This window comes from Micromonospora citrea, from assembly GCF_049629545.1.
In the GTDB taxonomy this organism is placed as follows: Bacteria; Actinomycetota; Actinomycetes; order Mycobacteriales; family Micromonosporaceae; genus Micromonospora; species Micromonospora citrea_A.
Map to the genome: position 1 here is coordinate 18,860 of NZ_JBNADX010000034.1, position 17,934 is coordinate 36,793.

Sequence of the window (17,934 nt, forward strand, 5' to 3'; positions counted from 1 at the left end):
CCCCGGGCACCGCCGACGGAGAGCTGCACCCACGGCCAGCCGCTCGGTCGGGCGTCCAGGGCCGCGGCGGTTCGTGCCCGAGGCACGGTTCGCCGCGGCGTCGACGTTCAGGGGAGGCGGCCATGGCGGGGCGGCACAGGGACCACGGGTCCCCAGGGGGTGTCGGTGGGCGCGGATCAGCCGGCGACGCACGGCGTCCCTGTTCCGCATTGCGGTGCGACGGGGCGCGGTCATGAGTGCCGTCGAGGTGGTGCTGCTCGTCGCGGTGGTGCTCCTCTCGGTGATCGTCGTCGGCGCAGTCCTGTTCGGCGTCCGGGTGGTGCGGCAGCTCGGCGCGGCGCCCCGCCCGGAGGATCCGGCGTTCATCGCCGAGAAGGACCGTCAGGAGCAGTCCCTGGCCGCGCTCCGCACCGCCGCCGACGAGGCGAACAGCACGATCGACGTGGCGAAGTCCGCGGCGGCGGCGGCCCGGGCCGAGGCGGCCGCCGCGAAGGCCGAGGCGAAGGCGGCCCGGGCGGAGGCCCGCCGGGTGCTCGACGACGCCCGGGCCGAGGCCGACACCGTCCTCGAACGGGCCCACAAGCAGGCCGAGCTGGACGCCGAGCAGTTGCGTACCACCGCCCGGCGCAGCGGTGAGCGAGAGGTGGCGGTCCTCGCCGCCACCACCCGCGAGCAGGCCGCCGAGGTGGAACGCCGGGCGGCCCGGATGGACGAGCGCGAGCGGTTGCACACCGAGGAGGTGGAGCGCCTCGCCGAGCGGGAGCGGCAGCTCACCGCGGCCAGCGCCGCCCTGGCCGAGCGCGAGGGCGCCCTGAACGAGCGGGAGACCGCGCTGGCCGCCGCCGAGGAGCAGCGCCGCCGCGAGCTGGAGCGGATCGCGGGGCTGACCGCCGACTCCGCCCGCGCCGAGCTGATCGAGGTGATCGAGACGCAGGCCAAGCGGGAGGCCGCGCTGCTCGTCCGGGACATCGAGTCGGACGCCCGGAACACCGCCGAGCAGCGTGCCCGGCACATCGTGGTGGACGCGATCCAGCGGGTGGCCAGCGAGCAGACCGCGGAGAGCGTGGTCAGCGTCCTGCACCTGCCCGGGGACGAGATGAAGGGGCGGATCATCGGCCGGGAGGGGCGCAACATCCGCGCCTTCGAGTCGGTGACCGGGGTCAACCTGATCATCGACGACACCCCCGAGGCGGTGCTGCTCTCCTGCTTCGACCCGGTACGCCGGGAGGTCGGCCGGCTCACCCTGGAGAAGCTGGTCCTCGACGGCCGGATCCACCCGCACCGGATCGAGGAGGTGCACGAGCTGGCCCGCCAGGAGGTGGAGGAACTCTGCCACCGGGCGGCCGAGGACGCCCTGGTCGAGGTCGGCATCACCGAGATCCACCCGGAGCTGGTCACCCTGCTCGGTCGGCTGCGTTACCGCACGTCGTACGGGCAGAACGTGCTCAAGCACCTGGTGGAGACCGCGCACATCGCCGGGATCATGGCCGCCGAGCTGCGGCTGGACGTGCCGACCATCAAGCGCTGCGCGTTCCTGCACGACATCGGCAAGGCGCTCACCCACGAGGTGGAGGGCAGCCACGCCATCATCGGCGCGGACCTGGCCCGCAAGTACGGCGAGAACGAGGACGTCGTGCACGCCATCGAGGCGCACCACAACGAGGTGCCGCCGCAGACCATCGAGGCGGTGCTGACCCAGGCCTCCGACGCCTGCTCGGGCGGGCGGCCGGGCGCCCGGCGGGAGAGCCTGGAGGCGTACGTCAAGCGGCTGGAGCGGATCGAGGAGATCGCGGCCGGCAAGCTCGGCGTGGAGAAGGTCTTCGCCATGCAGGCGGGCCGGGAGATCCGGGTGATGGTCAAGCCGGACGACGTCGACGACATCGGCGCGGCGGTCCTGGCGCGGGACGTGGCGAAGCAGATCGAGGAGGAGCTGACCTACCCCGGCCAGATCCGGGTGACCGTGGTCCGGGAGTCCCGGGTCACCGAGATCGCCCGCTGACGGACATGGCGAAGGGCCGGCCAACCTGGCCGGCCCTTCGTCGTACGGCGGATCAGACGCCCTGGCCGGTGGCCTCGGACTGGGAGGCCAGCGCGGCGGGTGGGGTCTGGGCCGGAGTCCCGGTCGACTTGCGTCCCTGGGAGAGCCGGCGCTGGACGTACTGCGCCAGCTTGGACAGCGAGTAGTTCACCAGGATGAACAGCACGCCGATCACCACGTACACCTGGATCGGGTTGCCGAGCACGCCGATGATCTGCTTGCCGATGTTGAGGGTCTCCTCGTAGCTGATGATGAAGCCCAGCGAGGTGTCCTTGAGCACGACGACGAGCTGGCTGATCAGCGCCGGGAGCATGATCCGGAAGGCCTGCGGCAGCAGGATCATCCGGGTGGTCTGCGACGGCGAGAGGCCGATCGCGGCGGCGGCCTCCGCCTGCCCGCCGGGCAGCCCCTCCATGCCGGAGCGCAGGATCTCGGCGATGACCACCGCGTTGTAGATGGTCAGGCCGATGACCAGGTACCAGAGCGTGTCGAAGGTGATGCCGAACTCGGGGAAGCCCCGGGCCACGAAGAAGATGGTGATGACGACCGGCAGGCCGCGGAACACCTCGACGCAGACCCGGGTGACCGCCGACAGCGTCAGGCTCAGCCCGCGCAGCAGGTACGCCACCGGCGTGGCCAGCCCGGTGAACCGCCGCCGGGTCAGGCTCTTGAGCTGGATCCGCAGCACGGCGAGCAGCGTGCCGACCACCAGGGACGCGACGATGGCCAGCGCCGCCGCGACCATGGTGTTCTTCAGGCCGATGGCGATCCGGTCCCAGACCAGGGGGAAGTTCTCGTTGGAGGGATCGACCAGCGGCCCCCACAGCTCCATCGAGAACTGGCCCTTGTCGTCCAGCGGCTTGTAGATCAGGAAGTACGCCCCGACGGCCAGCACCACCGTGGCGACGATGCTGCTGATCAGCGTGATCCGCCGCTGGCGGGGGCCGGGGACGTCGTAGAGGACGCTGGTCTGCTGACTCATCGGGCCACCGCCTGTCGCTTCTCCAGCCGGTCCAGCAGGGCGCCGAGCGGCACGGTCATGATCAGGTAGCCGATCGAGATGCCGATGGCGACGGGGATGAAGGCGTAGCCCTCGGCTCCGGTGAGCTGGTCGGCCGAGGCCGACAGATCGCCGACGACGCCGAAGAAGCCGATCAGCGCGGAGTTCTTGATCATCGCGATGATGACCGAGCCGAGCGGCACCACCGACGCCTTCCAGGACTGCGGCAGCACCACGTACCGCAGGTTTTGGCCGAAGGTGAGACCGAGCGACCGGGCGGCCTCGGCCTGCCCGGCCGGCACCGCGTTCACGCCGGAACGCAGCGCCTCGCAGACGAACGCCGCGGTGTAGAGCACCAGGGCGATCAGCGCGAAGCGGAAGTACGGCAGGTCCGTGCCGAGCCGGCTGAAGATCGCGTCCAGCCCGGGGACGCGCAGGAAGTCGGCGTTGGAGCCGAGCGCGGGCAGGCCGAACGCGGCGAAGAACATCACCACGGTCAGCGGCATGTTCCGGAAGACGTTCACGTAGCCGGTGCCGAGCGCGCGCAGCGGCGGCACCGGCGAGATGCGCAGCACCGCCACGACGGCGCCCAGGATCAGGGCGCCGATCGCGGCGAGTACGCAGATCTGGAGGGTGAGCCAGAAGCCACCCGCAAAGACGTCGAACTTGTCGATGAGCACGTTCACGGGTCGGTGTTCCTCCCCACCCTCCAGATCAGCGGTCGGTCAGTAGCGGTTGACGGTCGGAGCGGTGCCCAGCTCCGCGCCGAACTTGCCGGCGGTGCCGTCCCACGCCTTCTTCCAGCTGCCGTCGGCGAACGCCTTCTCCAGCGTGTCGTTGATGAAGGTGCGGAAGGCGGTGTCCTCCTTCTTCACCCCGATGCCGTACGGCTCCTTGGTGAAGTTCTCGCCGGCCAGCTTGAAGGACGCCTCGTCCTTGGCGATGTAGCCGAGCAGGATCACGTTGTCGGTGGTGACCGCGTCCACCTGGCCGCCCTTGAGGGCGTCACGGCACTTGTCGTACGTGTCGAAGAGGACCACCTGGGTGGCGACGTCCTTGACGTACTTCTTGATCTCCTCGGCCGGGGTCGAGCCGGTCACCGAGCAGACCTTCTTCGAGCCGTCCTTGAACGAGTCCGGGCCGGTGATCGTGGTGTCGTCCTTCTTGACCAGGATGTTCTGGCCGGCCTCGTAGTACGGCCCGGCGAAGGCGATGCGCTCCTTGCGCTTGTCGTTGATCGTGTACGTCGCCGCGACCAGGTCGACGGTGCCGTTGACGATGACGTCCTCGCGGACCTTCGACGGCGTCTCGACGTACTCGATCTTGTCCTCGGGGATGCCGAGCTCCTTGACGATGATCTTCGCGACCTCGACGTCGAAGCCTTCCGGCTTGCCCGACAGACCCTTCTGCCCGAAGCCCGGCTGGTCGAACTTGGTGCCGACCTTGATCTTCTGGGCCTTGTTGAGCTTCTCCATGGTGCTGCCGGCCGGGAAGGACTTGCTGCCGGCGCCGGTGCCCTCGTCGGCGTCGTCGCCACCGCAGGCGGCCAGGCCGAGCGCCAGGGTCGCCGCTGCGGCGACCGCCGCCACGCGCTTGAAACGCATACTCATCTCCTTCTTGGACGGAACCCACCGGGGGACGGCGCGGTCCACTACGGACGCCTAGTGCGTGAGGATCTTGGAGAGGAAGTCCCGGGCCCGCTCGCTGCGCGGGTTGGCGAAGAACTCCGCCGGCGGCGCGTCCTCGACGAGCTGCCCGTCGGCCATGAAGATGACCCGGTTGGCGGCGTGCCGGGCGAAGCCCATCTCGTGGGTCACCACGACCATGGTCATGCCGTCGCGGGCCAGGGAGGTCATCACGTCGAGCACCTCGCCGACCATCTCCGGGTCCAGCGCGCTGGTCGGCTCGTCGAAGAGCATCGCCTTGGGCTGCATGGCCAGCGCGCGGGCGATCGCCGCCCGCTGCTGCTGGCCGCCGGAGAGCTGGGCCGGGTACTTGTCGGCCTGGTTGGCGATGCCGACCCGGTCCAGCAGGGCCAGGCCGCGTTCGCGGGCGACGGACGCCTTCTCCTTGCGGACCTTCACCGGGCCGAGGGTGACGTTCTCCAGGATGGTCTTGTGCGCGAAGAGGTTGAACGACTGGAAGACCATGCCGACCTCGCTGCGCAGCTTGGCGAGGGCCTTGCCCTCGGCCGGCAGGGGCTGCCCGTCGAAGGTGATGGTGCCCGAGTTGATCGGCTCCAGCCGGTTGATCGCCCGGCAGAGGGTCGACTTGCCGGAGCCGGAGGGGCCGATCACGACCACGACCTCACCCTTGCCGACGGAGAGTGACACGTCGTCGAGCACGTGCAGCGGGCCGAACCACTTGTTGACCCCGTCCAGCACGATGAGCGGTTCGCCCGTCGCCACGTCGTCCACCGTCCCTGTCGTCGGTCCCGGAAAGCGGGGTCGGTCGACCCCCGGTTTGGGCAACTGTAGGCGGGGTGACGTGGCGGAACGCAACTCAGATGGTCACGGAGCGGTAACACCGGTCCCCGCCGTCCCCGGCCGTCCGAATTCCGCCATTCGGCGGCGCGCTCCGGTGGCGAGCGGCACGTCCGACGGAGATCATGTGGGGATGACCGACCGGCTCCGCCTGACCGATTACGCCCGTGGTGGGGGCTGCGCCTGCAAGATCCCTCCCGGTGAGTTGGAGGCGATGGTCGCCGGGCTGGCCCCGGCCGTCGGCGTCGCCGAGCTGCTGGTCGGGCTGGAGCACGGCGACGACGCGGCCGTGGTCCGGCTGGACGAGCGCACCGGCCTGGTCAGCACCGCCGACTTCTTCACCCCGGTCGTCGACGACCCGTACGACTGGGGCCGGATCGCCGCGGCCAACGCGCTCTCCGACGTGTACGCCATGGGCGGCACCCCGTTGGTCGCGCTCAACCTGCTGTGCTGGCCGCGCGACGTGCTCCCGCTGGAGCTGGCGCGGGAGGTGCTGCGCGGCGGGCAGGACGTGGCCCGGGAGGCCGGCTGCCACCTGGCCGGCGGGCACAGCGTCGACGACGACGGCCCGAAGTACGGCCTCGCGGTCACCGGCGTGGTCCGCCCGGAGGAGCTGATCACCCTCGACGCGGGGCGTGCCGGCCTGCCGCTGTCGCTGACCAAGCCGCTGGGCGTCGGGGTGCTCAACACCCGCCACAAGCGCACCGGCGAGCGGTTCGACGCGGCGGTCGCCTCGATGACCGCGCTGAACCGGGACGCGGCCCGGGCGGCGGTCGCCGCCGGGGTGCGCTGCGGCACGGACGTGACCGGTTTCGGACTGCTCGGGCACGCCTCGAAGCTGGCCCGGGCGAGCCGGTTGACGGTCGCCGTCGACGTCGCCCGGGTGCCGTACCTGCCGGGGGCGCGCGAGGCGGTCCGGGACGGGTACGTCAGCGGCGGCACCCGCCGCAACCTGGACTGGGTGTCCCCGTGGACCGACGTCGGCCCGGCCGGCGAGGCGGACCGGCTGCTGCTGGCCGACGCCCAGACCTCCGGCGGGCTGCTGGTGGCCGGGGAGGTGCCGGGCGGCACGGTGATCGGCGAGCTGCTGCCCCGGGGCGAGCACCTGGTCGTGCTGCGCTGACCGCCGCCACCGGCCCGCCGCCGAGGCGACCGGTGCGCCACGCGACGGACGGGGCCTCCCGGCGAGCTGGCCGGTGCGCCACGCGGGCGGGTGGGGGGTTCGCCGGAGCGGGCACCATACCCGATAAACTGTCACCTTCCCGCTACTCGGAGCAACGATGCTCCAGGAAATTTTGCCCGGAATGGTCACAGACCGGTAACTTGCCCCCGGCTGAGGTCATATGCCCCCCACCATCGTGTGTAAGGCCCGATCCGGAGGCCGGTGGGACGAACGCAGCGAGGAGGCGGCGTGACCGAGCTGTGGAACTGGAGAATCGACCGGGCGGCACCCGTGGAGGTGTACCCGGCACTGGCCGAGGCGCTCGGCCGGGTGGTGATGCCCCTCGCCATCGCCGACCCGGCGCGGCTGCCCACGTACGCGGTGGTCTGCGACGTGTGGGAGGCGCCGGGGGAGTTCGGCACGGTGGTGGACTGTTACGGGGTGCCGGAGTCGCTCAACGAGCAGCGCGCGATCGCGGCGCTGGCCCGGCTGCTCGACCGCAACTGCCTGATGGCAGATGACACCCTCGACGCGGGCCGGCACCTGCTGGTCGCGCCGGACGGCACGATCCGCCCGGTGCACTTCGACGTCACCGAGACCGACGACGGCGAGGTGCTGACCGGCCGGCGGCTCTGCACGCTGACCCACCCCGGCTGCCGGGGCTGGTCCCGCTGCCACCGTTCGAGGTGGGCCCCCGACTCGGTCAACCCGGCCCTCGCCGCCGCCTGATCCGGGACTCGTGGCCCGCCGGCCCCTGAGGCCGGCCGGCTCGCGACGCCGCCCGACCCGGGCCGGGCCCCGCGCGGCGGCGACTGCCCGCCGGGGTGGGCGGGGTCAGTCGCGCCGGCCCCGCGACGGTCTGGCGTGGAGCCTTCGGCCCCGCGACGGTCTGGGCGTGGAGCCCTCGGCCCCGCGACGGTCAGCGGGTGGCGGCGGGGCGCGAGCCGCGGACCTGCAACTGGTCCAGCAGGGTCGCGGTGGCGGCGGCCACGGCGCGTACCGCGGCGTCGAAGGCCTCGGCGTTGTGGGCGGCAGGGGCGCGGAACCCGGAGATCTTCCGGACGTACTGCAACGCCGCCGCCTCGACGTCGGCCTGGGTCACCTCCGGCACGTACGGCTCACGCAGGGTCTTGATGCTCCGGCACATTGGCTGCTCCTCGTTCGGGGGATCCCGGTCGACCCGGATACGCTGTGCACGTCATGACTACCGCAGCCGAGCGCAGCCCGCGCACCTATCAGGTGCGCACCTATGGCTGCCAGATGAACGTGCACGACTCCGAGCGCATCTCCGGCCTGCTGGAACGGGCCGGTTACGTCCGCGCCGGCGAGGTCGACGACAACCCGGACGTGGTGGTGTTCAACACCTGCGCCGTCCGGGAGAACGCCGACAACCGGCTCTACGGCAACCTCGGTCATCTGCGCCCCGTGAAGGACAAGCACCCCGGGATGCAGATCGCCGTGGGCGGCTGCCTGGCGCAGAAGGACCGCGGCGACATCGTCCGCAAGGCCCCCTGGGTGGACGTGGTCTTCGGCACGCACAACATCGGCTCGCTGCCGGTGCTGCTGGAGCGGGCCCGGCACAACGCCGCCGCCGAGGTGGAGATCCTGGAGTCCCTCGACGTCTTCCCGTCCACGCTGCCGACCCGGCGCGAGTCCACGTACGCCGGCTGGGTGTCGATCTCGGTCGGCTGCAACAACACCTGCACGTTCTGCATCGTGCCCTCCCTGCGCGGCAAGGAGAAGGACCGCCGCCCCGGCGACATCCTCTCCGAGGTGCGCGCCCTGGTCGACGAGGGCGTGCTGGAGGTGACCCTGCTCGGGCAGAACGTCAACTCCTACGGGGTGGAGTTCGGCGACCGGTACGCCTTCGGCAAGCTGCTGCGCGCCTGCGGTGACATCGACGGGCTGGAGCGGGTCCGGTTCACCAGCCCGCACCCGAAGGACTTCACCGACGACGTGATCGCCGCGATGGCCGAGACGCCGAACGTCTGCCACTCGCTGCACATGCCGTTGCAGTCCGGCTCCGACGACGTGCTGAAGGCGATGCGCCGGTCGTACCGGTCGGAGAAGTACCTGGGGATCATCGAGAAGGTCCGGGCGGCGATGCCGGACGCGGCGATCACCACCGACATCATCGTCGGCTTCCCCGGCGAGACCGAGGCCGACTTCCAGCGCACCCTGGACGTGGTGCGCGAGGCCCGGTTCTCCTCGGCGTTCACCTTCCAGTACTCCAAGCGCCCCGGCACCCCGGCCGCCACCATGGACGGCCAACTCCCCAAGCAGGTGGTGCAGGAGCGCTACGAGCGGCTGATCGCCTGCGTGGAGGAGATCACCTGGGCGGAGAACAGGCGCCTGGTGGGGGAGCCGGTCGAGGTGCTGGTCGCCGTCGGTGAGGGGCGCAAGGACGAGCGCACCGGCCGGATGTCCGGCCGGGCCCGCGACGGCCGCCTCGTCCACTTCGACGCCGGTTCGTACGCCGGCTCGATCCGGCCCGGCGACATCGTGCACACCACGGTCACCTACGCCGCGCCGCACCACCTCAACGCCGACGGCGAACCGCTGTCGCACCGGCGTACCCGGGCCGGTGACGCGGCCGAGGCGGGGCGATCCCCACGTACCCCCGGGGTGTTGCTCGGGCTGCCCACGGTCGGCGCGCCGGCCGCGGCGCCCGCGCCGACGACCGGCTGCGCCGCCCACTGACGGCGAGGTCGGGGCCCGCCGCACCGGCGGGGCCCCGACCGCTTCCCGGCTTACGGTCAGACCGAGATCCGGCCGGCGCCCGCGCCGCACAGATGGATATCGATGTAAAGGTCGGCCGTCGCATGGAAGACGCCGATGGCCGCCACCCTCAGGTGACGGCCACCGATCAGGGCGGATGGTGCTCGACTCAGCAGGCGACGCCGCCCAGCTTCACCGAGCCCGGCGCGGAAGCCGCGCCGTTGGCGGTGAAGCCGATGGTCACCGACGCGCCCGCGGCGAGCGACGGCGACCAGGTCGGCCCGGCCGCCGTCACCGTCGTGCCGGACTGGGTCACCGTGGCGTTCCAGCCGCTGGCCAGGGTCACTCCCGACGGCCAGGACCAGGTCACCGACCACGGGTTCACCGCCGCCGTGCCGGTGTTCTTCACGGTCAGCTCACCCTGGAAACCGCCCTGCCAGGCGTTGACCTGCTGGTAGGTGGCGGTGCAGGCTCCCGCCGGTGGCGGCGTGGTCGGCGTTCCGGTCGGCGTGGCGGTCGGGCTGCCGGTCGGGCTGGCGGTGGGCGATCCGGTCGGGCCGGTGCCGCCACCCACCGGCGGAATCAGGTACGGCTGGAGGATCGCCTGCTTCGCGGTGTTGACGTTGGTCCAGTCGTCCAGCGCGATGCCGCCGGTGTCACCCGAGTTCGGGTTCCACGACCAGTAGGTGAAGGACATCCCGTTGACCCCGGTGCCGGTGTAGGCCATCAGGTTCTCCAGCCAGACCTTGTCCCGAGGGTCCTGCAACGTGGTGCCGAACTCGCCCATCATGATCGGCGCGATGTTCTGCTTGTGCAGGTAACCCCAGTACTTGTCCCAGATCGCCGGCATGTTCGCCGGGTAGTCCGGGGCCTTGAACCAGGACTGCTCGTAGACGCTGGTGGCGTACTCGTGCGGCGAGTAGACCAGCCGGTTCGCCACGTTCAGTCGGACCGGGAAGTCCTTGGCCTTCGACAGGTTGCCGCCCCACCAGCCGCAGTCCTCGTCGTTGCTGGGGTCGTTGTCCCAGACGTTCGACAGGCCGCCGCTGGGGCAGCTCACCCCCTCCACGAAGATCAGCCAGTTGGGCTGCACCCCGAGGATCGCGTTGCCGGCCCGCTCGGCCGCCAGTCGCCAGTCCCGGGCGGTGTCCCCGCAGCCCCAGCAGGCGCCGGTCGCCGCCGGGTTGGTGCCCTCGGCGTGCGGCTCGTTGTGCAGGTCCGCGCCGATCACCGTCGGGTTGCCCGCGTACCGCTGGGCGAGCATCTTCCAGTCGTTGATCCAGGTCGCCTCGGAGACCGTCGAGGTGTACCAGAGCGGCGACTGCCCGGCCGAGGTCGGCCGGTGCCGGTCCAGGATGACCCGCATCCCCTTGCTGCCGGCGTAGTCGATGACCTTGTCGAGGATCTGCAACGGGGAGAGCCCGACCAGGTCCGGGTTGACGAAGTCGTTGATCCCGCTTGCGGTGGCCCCCGGCTTCAGCGCGTCGTTCGAGTACGGGATCCGCAGGGTGTTGTAGCCGAGGCCGGCCATCTTGTCGAGCTGGCCGCGCCACGGATTGTTCGACCAGAGCCCGTGGAAGGTCTTGTTGTCGGTCTCCATGCCGAACCAGTTGATGCCGGTCAGGCGTACCGTCGCGCCGGTGCTGTCGACGATCTTGTTGCCGGTGGTGTGCAGGTAGCCGGTGCCGGTGCCGCCGACAGCGGCGGCGGCCGGTGAGGTGCTGACGGCGGCGGCGACGAGGACGCCGGCCGCGGCGGTGGCGAGCGCGGTCAGCGCGCCACCGAGGGCGGTGGGTCGGTGCATCAGGGCTCCACTTCGGATGCCCGCGCCGCACGAGCGCCGCGGGCGGAAGGACCAAGGGAGACGGCCCGCTCGTCATCGGGTACGCGGACGAGCGTCGACGGCCGTGTCACGTGGACGGCCACTCGCGGGAAGTGCCGGCGACCTCCGGCGGCGCCCCGCGCCGCCGGTGCCCTCGCGCCGGTGATCGACCTGACTCTGCGCCCATTCTGATCAGCGCACCTCGATGCGTCAACCGGCCCGCCCGCCCTCGGCCCAGGACGACGCTTTCCTGCTCACACAGCTCGCCCCGCCCGCCCTCCCGCCCCCGTCGCGCGCCTGCGCGTCGCCCTCCCGCGCCGTGCGTCGCCGTCGCGCGCCTGCGCGTCGCCCTCCCGCGCCCGTGCGCCCTGCCGCCCCACTCCGGATGCGCGCCCGACGCCCCTCACTCGATGAGCACTGCCGTCTACCTCGGTGCGCGCCCGCTGCCCCACCCCGTGCGCGTCTGCGTCGGACTCGTGTGCGTCTGCGCCGGACCCGTGCACGCCCGATGCCCTCGATGTGCCGCTTGCCGGTGGCCCCGCGCCAAGATCGCGCTCGATCCTGGATGTAGTGGTCTCGCCGCCAAGGGGATGCCACTACATTCAGGAAGTAGCGCGGGGCGCGGGGCGCGGGGCGCGCGCGAGCCCCCGGTCCCGGGTGGGGGACCGAGGGCTCGCGGGACGGTCAGGTCAGCCGGCCTGCTCGGCCAGCTGGAGGAACTGCCGCTTGGTGGCGAGGGCCTGCTCGGCCTCCTTGATCCGGCGGGCGTCCCCGGCGGCCTGGGCGCGGGTCAGCCGCTCCTCGGCCTCGGCGACCTGCGCCCGCATCTGCGCGAGCAGCGGGTTGTCCTGCGGGGTGGTGCGCCGCCAGGCCGAGTCCATGACCTCGCGGACCTTGTCGTCGACGGCGCGCAGCCGCCGCTCCAGCCCGGCGGCGGCCTCGCGCGGCACCCGGCCGGCCTCGTGCCACTGCGCCTGGATCTCCCGCAGCTTGGCCTGCGCGCCCTTCGGGTCGCCCTCGACGTCGAGCGCCTCGGCCTCGGCGAGCAGCGCCTGCTTGCGCTCCAGGTTGGCCCGCTGCTCGTTGTCCCGGGCGGAGAAGACCTCGCTGCGGCGGCTGAAGAAGGCGTCCTGGGCGGCCCGGAACCGTTCCCAGAGCTTCTGCTCGGCCTCCTTGGAGGCGCGCGGGGCGGCCTTCCACTGGTTCATCAGGTCCTTGAGCTGGTTGGCGGTGGCCGCCCACTCGGTGGAGTCCTTCAGCTTCTCCGCCTCGGCGACCAGCTCCTCCTTGACCGTCTGCGCCTGCTTGCGCTGCTGGTCGAGGGAGGCGAAGTGGGCGCCCCGGCGGCGGGTGAAGCCGTCCCGGGCGGCGGCGAACCGCTTCCACAGCTCACCGTCGGTCTTCTTGTCGACCCCACGGATGGTCTTCCACTCGTCGAGGATCTCCTTGAGCCGGTCCCCGGCGGTCTTCCAGCCGGTCGACTCGGCGGCGAGCTTCTCCGCCTCCTCGACCAGGGCGGTCTTGCGGGCGAGCGCCTCGACCCGGGCCGCGTCCTTGGCGGCGCGTGCCTCGCCGGCCTTCTCCTCGGCGACCGCGGCGAGCTTGTCCAGCCGCGCGGCCAGCGCGTCGATGTCGCCGACGACGTGCGCCTCGGCCAGGGAGGCGCGGATCCGGCGGATCGTGGTCAGCGAGTGGCCGGCGTCCGCCGCGCCCGAGTTGAGCCGGGCCTCGGTCAGGTCCACCTCGGTCACCAGGTCGGCGAAGCGCCGGGCGAAGTGGGCCAGCCCTTCTTCCGGGGCTCCCGCCTGCCAGGATCCGACCACCCGCTCGCCCTCGGCGGTCTTGACGTACACGGTGCCGTCCGCGTCCACCCGTCCGAAGGCAGTCCAGTCGCTCATGTGCCCATCCTCGTTCTCCCGGCGTCGACGGGACAGCCCCCGCGATCGCCGCCACGGCGCAGCCAAGTTGCTCTCGGCATTGTCACAGGTCCGACCCCGTCCGCGTCGAGCGCCTGTCTCTGACCGTGACCATACGGTGTCCTAGCACCCACAGACAGGCTTCCTGGGGGGAGTGTCGCAATCGGACGTACGGTGTACCGTACGACGTACGAGATTCGGAGATCCGGATCCCGCGCGATGAGGAGGAGCAGATGACCCAGTCCCGCAGCCGGATGACGCCCCCGGTCGACGAGGGCTTCGTGCCCGACGCGGCCGACCTGGCCGAACTCGACGAGTGGTTCCGCAGGTACGACGCGCTGGCCGAGGCGGGCGACGCGGCCGGCACCGCCGAGCTGGCGATGTTCCCGCTCAACACGGTCACCGACGACGCGGCCGGTGAGGGCTCCGCCCGCCAGCTCGACCGTGCGGCGTACCTGGAGATGATGGGCGGGGTGCTCGGCGGCGGGGGCGACCTGCGGATGGAGTCCCGGCGCACGCCGTACTTCCTCACCCGCAGCCTCGCCGTCGTCCTCACCGAGGCCGAGTTCACCGTCGACGGCGAGCGGCAGCGGGTCCGCTACGCCGACCTGCTGGTGAAGACCGGTGGACAGTGGCGGTTCCAGACCATGGTGCAGGGCGGCTGGGGCGGCCAGGCCGGCTGAGGCGGCAGGTGCGGCGGCGCCGGGCCCGACCGGGCCGATACGGTTGCCGGGTGCCCCTGGTCGCCGCCGCCGTCTGCCCCCACCCGCCGCTGATCGTCCCCGAGCTGGCCGGTGCCGCCGCCCCCGAGCTGGACGACCTGCGTGCCGCCTGCGACGCCGCCGTCGCCGGGCTCCTGGACTCGGGCGCCCACCGGATCGTGGTGGTCGGCGACGGACCCGGGACCCGCTCCTACGGCTTCCCCTTCCACGGTTCGCTCGCTCCGTGGGGGGCCGACGTCCAGGTCTGCGTCGGGAGTCCGCGCCCGGACCGGCCGGACCCGCTGCCGCTGAGCCTGACGATCGGGGCGTGGCTGCTGCGCCGCAGCCCGACCGGGCCGTCGTCGGTGGCCCGGATGCACTCCCTGGCCCCGGACGCCGACCCGGCGGAATGCGCCGCGCTCGGCGGCGGTTACCGCAGCGACGTCGACTGGGGGCTGCTGGTGATGGGGGACGGGTCCGCCTGCCGCGGCCCCAAGTCGCCCGGCTACGACGACCCGCGCGCCGAGGCGTACGACGACGCGGTGGCCCGGGCCCTGGCCGACGCGGACGCCGAGGCCCTGCTCGACCTGGACCCGGCGCTCTCGGCGGAGCTGAAGGCCGCCGGGCGGGCGCCGTGGCAGGTGCTCGCCGGCGCGGCCCGCGCGGCGGGCGGCGAGTGGCGCGGCGAGCTGCGCCACTACTCGGCCCCCTACGGCGTTGCCTACTTCGTGGCGTCCTGGGAGCGGGTGTGAGCGGCACCGTCGTGGCCGTGGTCGGGCCGACCGCGGCCGGCAAGTCGGCGCTGAGCATCGCCCTCGCGCACGCCCTCGACGGCGAGGTGGTCAACGCCGACTCGATGCAGCTCTACCGGGGGATGGACATCGGCACGGCGAAGCTGACCCCGGCCGAGCGGGAGGGCGTTCCGCACCACCTGCTCGACATCTGGGAGGTCACCGAGCCGGCCAGCGTCGCCGAGTACCAGAAGCTGGCCCGCGCCGCGGTCGACGACATCCTGGCCCGGGGGAAGGTGCCGCTGCTGGTCGGCGGCTCGGGGCTCTACGTGCGGGCGGTGCTGGAGCAGTTCGAGTTCCCCGGCACCGACCCGGCGGTGCGGGAGCGGCTGGAGGGGGAGCTGGCGGCCGTCGGGCCCGCCCCGCTCTACGAACGGCTGCGGGAGGTCGATCCGGCCGCGGCGGCGAGCATCCTGCCCGGCAACGGCCGGCGGATCGTGCGGGCGCTGGAGGTGATCGAGCTGACCGGCGCGCCGTTCACCGCCTCCCTGCCGCAGCCCACGCCGTACTACCCGTCGGTGCAGCTCGGCGTCGACCTGGACACCGCGCTGCTGGACGAGCGCATCGCGCTGCGGGTGGACCGGATGTGGGCCGACGGGCTGGTCGCCGAGACGCGGGCGCTCGTCGGGCGCGGCCTGGCCGAGGGGCGTACCGCCGGCCGGGCGCTCGGCTACCAGCAGGTGCTGCGCTTCCTGGCCGGCGAGACGACCGAGGCCGAGGCGCACGACGAGACGGTCCGGGCCACCCGCCGCTTCGTCCGCCGGCAGCGCTCCTGGTTCCGCCGCGACCCGCGCGTCCACTGGCTGGACTCGGCCGCGCCGTCGTTCACCGACACTGCCCTGCGAACGGTGGCCGCGCATCGGGGATGATGGGGGCGTGGAGTTCACCAAGGGCCACGGCACCGGCAACGACTTCGTCATCCTGCCCGACCCGGACGGCACGCTGGACCTGACGCCGGGGCTGGTCGCCGCGATCTGCGACCGGCGGCGCGGCGTCGGTGGCGACGGCGTGCTGCGCGTCGTACGGGCCGGCAAGCATCCCGAGGGCGCCGGCCTGGCCGGTGAGGCCGAGTGGTTCATGGACTACTGGAACTCCGACGGCTCGTTCGCCGAGATGTGCGGCAACGGGGCCCGGGTCTTCGTCCGCTACCTGCTGGAGACCGGGCTGGCCACGCCGTCCGGCGCGGCGTTGCCGGTGGCCACCCGGGCCGGCGTCGTGCGCGCCCGGGTCGAGGCCGACGCCATCGCCGTCGAGATGCGCCGCCCCCGGGTGTACGACGCGTCGGTCGCGACCCTGGGCGGGCTGACCCTGCCCGGCGCGGCGGTGGACGTCGGCAACCCGCACCTGGTCTGCGCGCTCCCCGCCGGGCTGGAGCTGGCCGGCCTCGACCTCACCCGCGCGCCCGAGTTCGACCCGGCGGTCTTCCCGGCCGGGGTGAACGTCGAGTTCACCGCACCGGGCGAGCCGGTCGCCGACACCGACGGGCACGTGCTGATGCGGGTGTACGAGCGCGGGTCCGCCGAGACCCTCTCCTGCGGCACCGGGGCGTGCGCGGTCGGCGCGGTGGCGCTGCGCGACGCCGGCCTCGACACCGGCACCGTGGCGGTCGACGTCCCCGGCGGCCGTCTCACGGTCACGGTGACCGAGGACTCCTCCTGGCTCTCCGGCCCGGCCGTCCTGGTCGCCACCGGCGAACTCACCCCGGCGGCGCTGCGCCCCTGACCCGCGCGCCCCCGGGGCGCGGGGCGTCAGGGGGTGGCGGAGGCGTTGGCGGCGATCTCGGGGAGGTCGGCGGGGCCCGGGTCGGCCGCGGGGGGCGGGGTGGACGCCGGGTTCTGGGCCGCGGCGCGCACGGCCGCCGCGACGGCGGGGGCGACCCGGGAGTCGAAGACGCTCGGCACGATCACCGTCGGATTGATCTTGTCCGCGCCGACCACGTCCGCGATCGCCCGGGCGGCGGCGATCGCCATCTCCTCGGTGAACTCCTCGGCGTGCGCGTCCAGCATGCCCCGGAACACACCGGGGAAGGCGAGCACGTTGTTGATCTGGTTCGGCTGGTCCGAGCGGCCGGTGGCGACCACGGCGGCGTGCTTGCGCGCCTCCCGGGGGTCGACCTCCGGGTCGGGGTTGGCCAGCGCGAAGACGATCGCGTCCTTGGCCATGGTGGCGATGTCGTCGCCGGTCAGCAGGTTCGGCGCGCTCACCCCGATGAAGACGTCCGCGCCGCGCACCGCCCCGGCCAGGTCACCGGAGTAGTTGTCCCTGTTGGTGTTCTCCGCCAGCCACCGCCAGGCCGGGTTCAGGTCGGGCAGCTCGCGGTGCAGGGCGCCCTGCCGGTCGTACGCGATGATGTCGCCCACGCCCTGGCGCAGCAGCAGCTTCATGATCGCGGTGCCGGCCGCGCCGGCCCCGGAGACCACCACCCGGACGTCCGCGAGCTGCTTGCCCACCACGCGCAGCGCGTTGGTCAGCGCGGCGAGCACGCAGATCGCGGTGCCGTGCTGGTCGTCGTGGAAGACCGGGATGTCCAGCGCCTCCCGCAGCCGGGCCTCGATCTCGAAGCAGCGCGGCGCGGCGATGTCCTCCAGGTTGATCCCGCCGTACGCGGGGGCGATCGCCTTGACGATCTGCACGATCTCGTCGGTGTCCTGGGTGTCCAGCACCACCGGCCAGGCGTCCACCCCGCCGAAGCGCTTGAACAGCGCCGCCTTGCCCTCCATCACCGGCAGCGACGCGGCCGGGCCCAGGTTGCCCAGGCCGAGCACCGCCGAGCCGTCGCTGACCACCGCGACGGTGTTGCGCTTGATGGTCAGCCGCCGGGCGTCCGCCGGGTTCTCGGCGATCGCCATGCAGACCCGAGCAACCCCCGGGGTGTACGCCCGGGACAACTCGTCCCGGTTGCGCAGCGCGACCTTCGAGGTCACCTCGATCTTGCCGCCGAGGTGCAGCAGGAACGTCCGGTCCGACACCTTGCGCACGTCCACGCCGTCGAGGGCGGTCAGCGCGTCGACCACCTGGTCGGCGTGGCCGGTGTCGGCGGTGTCGCAGGTCAGGTCGACGATCACGTGGGTCGGATCGGAGTCGACCACGTCGAGCGCGGTGACGATCGCGCCGGCCTCGCCGACGGAGGTGGTCAGCCGGCCGATGGAGGAGGCGTCCGCGGGCACCGCGATCCGGATCGTGATCGAGAATCCGGCACTCGGAAGTCGGGTGATGGCCACGCGGTTCCCTCCGTCGACGCTGAGCGGCTCGCCAGCATTTCTACTCGCCCGCTCGCGCCGACGGGCAGCCGGCCCCGCTTTT

The 17,934-nt window shown here is 72.6% G+C and carries 16 protein-coding genes; 8 read left to right on the plus strand and 8 right to left on the minus strand.

Annotation, left to right across the window (positions count from 1 at the left end; translation table 11 throughout):
- The first annotated feature begins 232 nt into the window (after window positions 1-232).
- Complete coding sequence (gene rny, locus ACPFP2_RS26900; RefSeq protein ID WP_424092595.1) at window positions 233-1,999, plus strand: ribonuclease Y; 1,767 nt, start codon at window positions 233-235, stop codon at window positions 1,997-1,999.
- 52 nt (window positions 2,000-2,051) lie between these two features.
- Here the strand turns inward: rny and ACPFP2_RS26905 are convergent, their stop codons facing one another.
- From ACPFP2_RS26905 to ACPFP2_RS26920, 4 genes are read right to left on the minus strand one after another with little or no spacing between them, the layout of a single operon-like run.
- Window positions 2,052-3,020 (minus strand): amino acid ABC transporter permease, encoded by a 969-nt coding sequence (locus ACPFP2_RS26905; protein WP_424092597.1) that lies wholly within the window; start codon window positions 3,018-3,020, stop codon window positions 2,052-2,054.
- Window positions 3,017-3,724: an amino acid ABC transporter permease gene (locus ACPFP2_RS26910; protein WP_424092599.1), complete on the minus strand. Its 708-nt coding sequence runs from the start codon at window positions 3,722-3,724 to the stop codon at window positions 3,017-3,019. The genes ACPFP2_RS26905 and ACPFP2_RS26910 overlap by 4 nt, the downstream gene beginning before the upstream one ends.
- 39 nt (window positions 3,725-3,763) lie before the next feature.
- Window positions 3,764-4,642: a glutamate ABC transporter substrate-binding protein gene (locus ACPFP2_RS26915; RefSeq protein WP_424092601.1), complete on the minus strand. Its 879-nt coding sequence runs from the start codon at window positions 4,640-4,642 to the stop codon at window positions 3,764-3,766.
- Window positions 4,643-4,699: 57 nt separating this feature from the next.
- Complete coding sequence (locus ACPFP2_RS26920; RefSeq protein ID WP_424092603.1) at window positions 4,700-5,455, minus strand: amino acid ABC transporter ATP-binding protein; 756 nt, start codon at window positions 5,453-5,455, stop codon at window positions 4,700-4,702.
- A 193-nt stretch (window positions 5,456-5,648) separates the two neighbouring features.
- Here ACPFP2_RS26920 and selD point away from each other — a divergent pair, with 193 nt between their 5' ends.
- On the plus strand, window positions 5,649-6,644 hold the full coding sequence (gene selD / locus ACPFP2_RS26925) for a selenide, water dikinase SelD (RefSeq protein ID WP_424092604.1): 996 nt from the start codon (window positions 5,649-5,651) through the stop codon (window positions 6,642-6,644).
- A gap of 288 nt (window positions 6,645-6,932) precedes the next feature.
- On the plus strand, window positions 6,933-7,412 hold the full coding sequence (locus ACPFP2_RS26930) for a hypothetical protein (protein WP_088978026.1): 480 nt from the start codon (window positions 6,933-6,935) through the stop codon (window positions 7,410-7,412).
- A gap of 190 nt (window positions 7,413-7,602) precedes the next feature.
- Here ACPFP2_RS26930 and ACPFP2_RS26935 read toward each other — a convergent pair whose 3' ends face one another.
- Entirely contained in the window at window positions 7,603-7,830 is a 228-nt protein-coding gene (locus ACPFP2_RS26935) for a DUF2277 domain-containing protein (RefSeq protein WP_091295449.1), read from the minus strand.
- Between the two features lie 53 nt (window positions 7,831-7,883).
- On the opposite strand from ACPFP2_RS26935, the gene miaB reads away from it, so the two are divergent.
- The gene (gene miaB, locus ACPFP2_RS26940) at window positions 7,884-9,383 is read left to right on the plus strand and encodes a tRNA (N6-isopentenyl adenosine(37)-C2)-methylthiotransferase MiaB (RefSeq protein ID WP_424092607.1); all 1,500 of its coding nucleotides are present in this window, start codon (window positions 7,884-7,886) and stop codon (window positions 9,381-9,383) included.
- A 187-nt stretch (window positions 9,384-9,570) separates the two neighbouring features.
- On the opposite strand, the gene ACPFP2_RS26945 is transcribed toward miaB, so the two are convergent.
- Window positions 9,571-11,205, minus strand: coding sequence for a cellulase family glycosylhydrolase (locus ACPFP2_RS26945; RefSeq protein WP_424092609.1), 1,635 nt, complete (start codon window positions 11,203-11,205; stop codon window positions 9,571-9,573).
- A 707-nt stretch (window positions 11,206-11,912) separates the two neighbouring features.
- On the minus strand, window positions 11,913-13,121 hold the full coding sequence (locus tag ACPFP2_RS26950) for a DUF349 domain-containing protein (RefSeq protein ID WP_424092610.1): 1,209 nt from the start codon (window positions 13,119-13,121) through the stop codon (window positions 11,913-11,915).
- A gap of 251 nt (window positions 13,122-13,372) precedes the next feature.
- Between ACPFP2_RS26950 and ACPFP2_RS26955 the strand changes: the two genes are divergently transcribed.
- The 4 genes from ACPFP2_RS26955 to dapF are packed head-to-tail and all read left to right on the plus strand — an operon-like array spanning window position 13,373 to window position 16,353.
- Complete coding sequence (locus ACPFP2_RS26955) at window positions 13,373-13,822, plus strand: hypothetical protein (protein ID WP_424092612.1); 450 nt, start codon at window positions 13,373-13,375, stop codon at window positions 13,820-13,822.
- Between the two features lie 50 nt (window positions 13,823-13,872).
- A complete protein-coding gene (locus tag ACPFP2_RS26960) occupies window positions 13,873-14,592 on the plus strand; it encodes a hypothetical protein (RefSeq protein WP_424092614.1) in 720 nt (239 codons plus the stop codon).
- A complete protein-coding gene (gene miaA, locus ACPFP2_RS26965; RefSeq protein WP_424092615.1) occupies window positions 14,475-15,500 on the plus strand; it encodes a tRNA (adenosine(37)-N6)-dimethylallyltransferase MiaA in 1,026 nt (341 codons plus the stop codon). Before ACPFP2_RS26960 ends, miaA begins: the two co-directional genes overlap by 118 nt.
- 7 nt (window positions 15,501-15,507) lie before the next feature.
- The gene (dapF, locus tag ACPFP2_RS26970; RefSeq protein ID WP_424092617.1) at window positions 15,508-16,353 is read left to right on the plus strand and encodes a diaminopimelate epimerase; all 846 of its coding nucleotides are present in this window, start codon (window positions 15,508-15,510) and stop codon (window positions 16,351-16,353) included.
- A 26-nt stretch (window positions 16,354-16,379) separates the two neighbouring features.
- On the opposite strand, the gene ACPFP2_RS26975 is transcribed toward dapF, so the two are convergent.
- Complete coding sequence (locus ACPFP2_RS26975) at window positions 16,380-17,852, minus strand: NAD-dependent malic enzyme (RefSeq protein WP_424092619.1); 1,473 nt, start codon at window positions 17,850-17,852, stop codon at window positions 16,380-16,382.
- Window positions 17,853-17,934 lie beyond the last annotated feature (82 nt).

What these genes read in the sequence shown, in the direction of transcription:
- ACPFP2_RS26915 (WP_424092601.1), bottom strand. Translation starts at nt 4,642, where the DNA reads ATGCGTTTCAAGCGCGTGGCGGCGGTCGCCGCAGCGGCGACCCTGGCG.
- ACPFP2_RS26950 (WP_424092610.1), bottom strand. Translation starts at nt 13,121, where the DNA reads ATGAGCGACTGGACTGCCTTCGGACGGGTGGACGCGGACGGCACCGTG.
- ACPFP2_RS26955 (WP_424092612.1), top strand. Translation starts at nt 13,373, where the DNA reads ATGACCCAGTCCCGCAGCCGGATGACGCCCCCGGTCGACGAGGGCTTC.
- rny (WP_424092595.1), top strand. Translation starts at nt 233, where the DNA reads ATGAGTGCCGTCGAGGTGGTGCTGCTCGTCGCGGTGGTGCTCCTCTCG.
- ACPFP2_RS26945 (WP_424092609.1), bottom strand. Translation starts at nt 11,205, where the DNA reads ATGCACCGACCCACCGCCCTCGGTGGCGCGCTGACCGCGCTCGCCACC.
- miaB (WP_424092607.1), top strand. Translation starts at nt 7,884, where the DNA reads ATGACTACCGCAGCCGAGCGCAGCCCGCGCACCTATCAGGTGCGCACC.
- ACPFP2_RS26905 (WP_424092597.1), bottom strand. Translation starts at nt 3,020, where the DNA reads ATGAGTCAGCAGACCAGCGTCCTCTACGACGTCCCCGGCCCCCGCCAG.
- ACPFP2_RS26935 (WP_091295449.1), bottom strand. Translation starts at nt 7,830, where the DNA reads ATGTGCCGGAGCATCAAGACCCTGCGTGAGCCGTACGTGCCGGAGGTG.